Origin of the sequence: Iningainema tapete BLCC-T55 (assembly GCF_014698965.1) — a bacterium.
Lineage (GTDB): Bacteria > Cyanobacteriota > Cyanobacteriia > Cyanobacteriales > Nostocaceae > Iningainema > Iningainema tapete.
Genome location: NZ_JACXAE010000018.1, coordinates 1 through 5,068 on the forward strand (window position 1 = coordinate 1; position 5,068 = coordinate 5,068).

3 protein-coding genes and 1 pseudogene are annotated in these 5,068 nt (G+C 40.0%); 3 read left to right on the plus strand and 1 reads right to left on the minus strand.

Going from position 1 to position 5,068, the window contains the following annotated elements; all coding sequences use genetic code 11:
- Nucleotides 1-97: 97 nt before the first annotated feature.
- Nucleotides 98-1,237, plus strand: a pseudogene (locus tag ICL16_RS04235) (group II intron reverse transcriptase); the annotation flags it as partial.
- Nucleotides 1,238-1,406: 169 nt separating this feature from the next.
- On the opposite strand, the gene ICL16_RS04240 reads toward ICL16_RS04235, so the two are convergent.
- Entirely contained in the window at nucleotides 1,407-2,012 is a 606-nt protein-coding gene (locus ICL16_RS04240; protein ID WP_190825650.1) for a Uma2 family endonuclease, read from the minus strand.
- A 180-nt stretch (nucleotides 2,013-2,192) separates the two neighbouring features.
- On the opposite strand from ICL16_RS04240, the gene ICL16_RS04245 reads away from it, so the two are divergent.
- Entirely contained in the window at nucleotides 2,193-3,539 is a 1,347-nt protein-coding gene (locus ICL16_RS04245) for a P-loop NTPase fold protein (protein ID WP_190825651.1), read from the plus strand.
- A gap of 124 nt (nucleotides 3,540-3,663) precedes the next feature.
- Nucleotides 3,664-5,028 carry a hypothetical protein gene (locus ICL16_RS04250; RefSeq protein WP_190825652.1) on the plus strand — a complete coding sequence of 455 codons (1,365 nt, stop codon included), beginning with the start codon at nucleotides 3,664-3,666 and terminating at the stop codon, nucleotides 5,026-5,028.
- Nucleotides 5,029-5,068: the final 40 nt, after the last annotated feature.

Here is a 5,068-nt window from a genome sequence, read left to right on the forward strand (position 1 = left end):
ATGACAACAGACTGACCGTACAACGGGTGGATGGGATTAATGATGGTGACACTATTTCCCAAAAGAGACTTGAAGTTCTGTGCAGTCTTATTATATCGTCCCCACTGTGGCAGACAGAGCATGGCAATGTCTAGCAAAGTTCGCCCTAGAACCAGCACACGAAGCAACCTTCCATGCTAATTCATACGGATTCAGAACCGGGCGCTCTGCCCACGATGCCCAAAAGCAGATTTTCCTAAATCTAAGCTCCAAGGTCAACGGTATAAACAAAAGAATCCTTGAACTGGATATTGAGAAGTGCTTTGATAGGATAAACCATCCAACCATAATGGATAACCTTATAGCCCCAAAGGCACTAAAAGAGGGAATATTTCGAGCGCTTAAAGCAGGAATAAACCCCGAATTCCCTGAACAAGGTACACCTCAAGGGGGTGTGGTGAGTCCTTTATTAGCTAATATAGCACTCAACGGGATAGAAGAAATACACCCATCTGTAAGATATGCGGATGATATGGTATTTTTCCTAAAATCAGGAGAGGATGAAAAAGAGCTACAAGACAGAATCAGCCAATTCCTAGCAGTAAGAGGGTTAAAGATAAGCGAGAAGAAGACAAAGCTAACCGCCTCGACAGATGGATTTGAGTTTCTAGGTTGGCACTTCAAAGTCCAAGACAACGGAAAGTTTAGATGCACTCCCTCAGAGGAGAATTTCAAAGCCTTCCGGAAGAAAGTCAAAAACATCGTCAATAACTCGAATTATGGAGCCAACGTCAAGGCTAAGAAATTAGCCCCAATCGTCAGAGGATGGAGAAATTACCACAAGTTCTGTAACATGAGTGATACAAGGTTCTCCTTGTATTACACACAGAAAAGAACTTATCGAGTATTTAATAAGGAACCAAAACAGAACAAACACTCTAGTAAGAAACTACTAGACCAAGCTTTCCCAACGGTTCCCTACTCCGAAAACCGCCATGTCAAAGTCAAAGGACGAAAATCGCCTTACGACGGAGACTTAACCTACTGGACTGAAAGGAACAGTAAGTTATATGACGGAGAAACCTCTAGACAATTACATAGGCAGAACCATACATGTGCTGAATGTGGCTTAAAGTTTACAAGTGAAGAACGAGTACACCTGCACCACATTGACGGTAATCACAGCAACCAGAAGAAAGACAACTTAGTTGTCATCCATGAAAGTTGTCACGATTACATCCACATGAGCAAAAGATAGGGGGAAATCAGTTGACAACCCGGTTACGGCGCAAACCCGAAACTAAAGGTACTGGGTCTAGATGGGGAGGAACCCTTATCACAAGAATATCGGAAGCTGGATGCGTAGAAATACGCACGTCCAGATTTAAAGGGGAGGGGCGAAGCGTAATAGCTTCCCTCGACCTCAATCAATCTGAGATTGAGATACATTGTTCTAGCAAGAATATGTCCAGGGGCAACAACTTACTTCGAGTAATTTGCTCATATCCATAGGTGTCGGGGTAAACAGTCGCTTTTTCAGTTGGGGAATTATCCCGTAAGTGGTACAGCTTAAATTGATATCTCTCCCAAAACCAAACCTCTCGCACTCCTAAGCGTCGGTAAACTTCCAGCTTGCTGATGCTCCCACTAGTAACAATTACTTCTATGGCTAAGTCTGGTACTTTTTTCGCTTCTCCTATGCAATAACATTCATCTGGTTCTGCTCCAGCTTTTCTTGCTCTATTTTTGAAAGTGGAACTTCCCATAGGGACAAAACGAATGCGCTTTTTGTAGAAAAAGCGCTCTAGCAGCATACCCAAATTTGTTTTTATATTTTCATGTCTGATTGAAGGCGACACAATTTCTAATAACCCATCTAAATAACTAACACGGTAATGAGAGTTGTCTGCTAACTTATCTAGCAGCGCTTCATAGCTTTCCCAGGGAACACCACTAGTAATGAATTTCTCTTCTGGATCATCAATATTGCTTAGTTCCGAGTCCTCAATCAGTTCTTTAATACTACTGACCATTTTTTGGTTCTCCTTCCGCCTTATTCTCAGTAGATGAGGGGGATTCGTTGTCTCGAAGCCACTTTAAATATAATTTCCATTATATTAGGTAGTAAAATCACATAAAAATTGAGGGTGAAGACTGTATTTAATCATATCCTTAGTTTTAGGGATATGAAAAACTCTCTGATTGCAAGTTTTATGACAGTAGATTTACGAAAATTTTATGAAGTAACCGACCCTAGCCGCACTCTGGTTGTCAGTAATGCCCAAGACAAAAAGTATTATATCGACTTTTCCGAAGTTCGCGGGGGTGATATAATTACCAAAATTAAGCAGAAAATTACGTTTTTCAAGCCAGATGATCCCACTTGCACTCTGTTTACAGGGCATATTGGTTGTGGTAAATCGACAGAATTGTTACGTTTAAAGTTAGAATTAGAACAAGATAGCTACCATGTGGTCTATTTTGAGTCTAGTGAAGACTTGGAAATGACAGATGTGGATATTGCTGATGTACTGCTGGCGATCGCCCATCGTATTAGTCAAAGTTTGGAGCAACTCAAACTTGACGAACCCAAAAAACTCAAGGACTTGCTGCAAGGTGCGGTAAAAGTTTTAAATGCCGAGGTGACAGGGGCAAAACTCAAAGTACCCGGAGTTGGGGATGTAGGTGTCACCTCGGAAAAAGAAAAGTTATCTGTGTTTTTTGGGATTGGTGAAATCACTGCTAAAGTAAAAAGTGATGCGACGCTGCGGGAAAAACTTAATCAGTACTTGGGACCACAAAAAACTAAACTGCTAGAAGTGATTAATCAAGAAATCATCGAACCTGCAATTACCAAACTCAAACAGCAGGGCAAAAAGGGTCTAGTAGTAATTGTAGATAATCTTGACCGCATTGATAATCGTCCCAAAGCTTGGGAACGCCCGCAACAGGAATACTTGTTTGTCGATCAGGGGGAGTATCTGACCAAACTAAATTGTCATGTACTATATACAATGCCTCTGTCTTTGAAATTTTCCAATGATTATGGAATGCTGACACAGCGATGGGAAGATCCCAAGGTTTTACCAATGGTACCTGTACAATCGCCAGATGGTAGTGAGCATGAAGAAGGAATGGCACTTTTACGACAGATGGTGCTAGCTAGAGCTTATCCAGATTTGAGATCAGATCAGCGCCTTAGTAACATTACTTTTATTTTTGATCGTGCTGCTACTTTAGATCGATTGTGTAGAATGAGTGGTGGTCATGTACGCGACTTGCTGCGGCTGTTGAATACGTGGATTATGGAGGAAATGAAACTTCCCCTTTCTCGTGACACGTTGGATAATGTAATTCGCGCTCGTCGCAATGAAATGATTATGCCCATTTCTGATGATGAGTGGCAATTGCTCCGGCATGTCAAGCAAAGGAAAAAAGTCAGCGACGATCAAGGATACCAAAAGCTAATTCGCAGTAGATTCGTATTTGAATATCGCGATCGCGGCGAGTCTTGGTTTGATGTCAACCCCATTTTAGCAGAAGCAAGAGAATTGCAGTGATGATCCCCCCCAGCCCCCCTTAAAAAGGGGGGAGAATTTCCCGGCTCCCAGTCTCTCGTTCCCAGGCTCAGCCTGGGAATGCCTCCCGTGAGGCTCCGCCTCACATCTTTACAAAGTTGCAATTATGACTGAATCACTTGAACCGGAACAAACTCCATTAAGCCAAGAAAATGAAAAAGCGCTGCAACAACTAGCTTGGGCGATCGAGGCTTCTGTTGGACAATTCAAGCTGATTTTAGCACGGTGTAATTACGCCAGTTTACGCAAGCAGTTAGTAGAGAAATTACGCGAAACTTGTCAAGTTGAACTCCATATTTTAGACATCAAACAGTCAGAAAAAACACTTTATTCGGCAATTCGAGAGCGGTTTGGCGAGGAACTACCTGCCTGCTTAATGATTTTAGGTTTAGAATCTGTGCAGAAACTTGAGGAAATGCTAATTTCTGCCAATCAAGTGCGAGAGGAGTTTCGCAACAATTTTTATTTTCCATTTGTATTGTGGATTGATGAGCAAGTCCACAAGCGGCTGATGCAGTTTGCTCCTGATTTAGAAAGTTGGGCAACTACGAGAAATTTTATCATTTCATCAAAAGAATTAGTTAATTTTATTAGACAATTTGCTCAGCAATTTTTTAGTAATACCCTAATGCTTACAGATGACTATTTATTACTAGAAAGTGAGCTAGAAGCAGCACAAAGAGAATTGCATACTGACGAATTCAGTTTAGAAATCGAGGCTAATTTAGAATCTTTACTAGGTTTTGTTAAACAAGTTAATAACAAAATAGATGCAGCGATAAATCATTATCAAAAAGGATTAGAACTGTGGCAGCAGAGTAATAGTTTAGAACACCAGGGAAAAATACTTGGCAATATTGCTTTTTGCTATTATATTAAAGATTTTAAAAATCGAGATATTAATCATGATTCTTGGCAAAACACTCTACATTACGTTCGGAAATATCTTAAATTTATTGTTAATAATCAAAATTTAGAATTAATACCTGATCTCATCGTTAAATTTGGTGATTTTCTCTATGAATTACCGGAATGCCAACCATTAGAAAAATTAGCTAAGCAAGCACTAGAACTACATAAATCTGAGAACAGATATATTGAATTAGCAAGAGATTATGGTTTTTTAGCTGAAGTTGCTCTAATGCAAAAACATTGGGATGAGGCAAATCAATTTGCTCAGCAAGCATTAGATGTTTTATCTATCCTTTTTAGTAGAAAACCGCAAATATCAGGGGTATTGTTTGAGATATCAACAGATATTCTTAGAACAAGAGATGTAAGTTTATATAGATTTATTCAGGGGCAAGCCAAATACCATTTAGGTCAAAATCAGTCAGCAATTCGTAATTTAGAAGCTGCAAGAGATGTAGGAAAACCGCAGGCAAATTTAAGGCTTCATCTCAATATTATCAATCTTTTACAACAGCTTTATTTGGTTCTCCCGGCTTTTTGGTGTAAACTGTATATGTAGATACTTTTTACTCACTTTTGTTGTCTTATGGACTTTCATC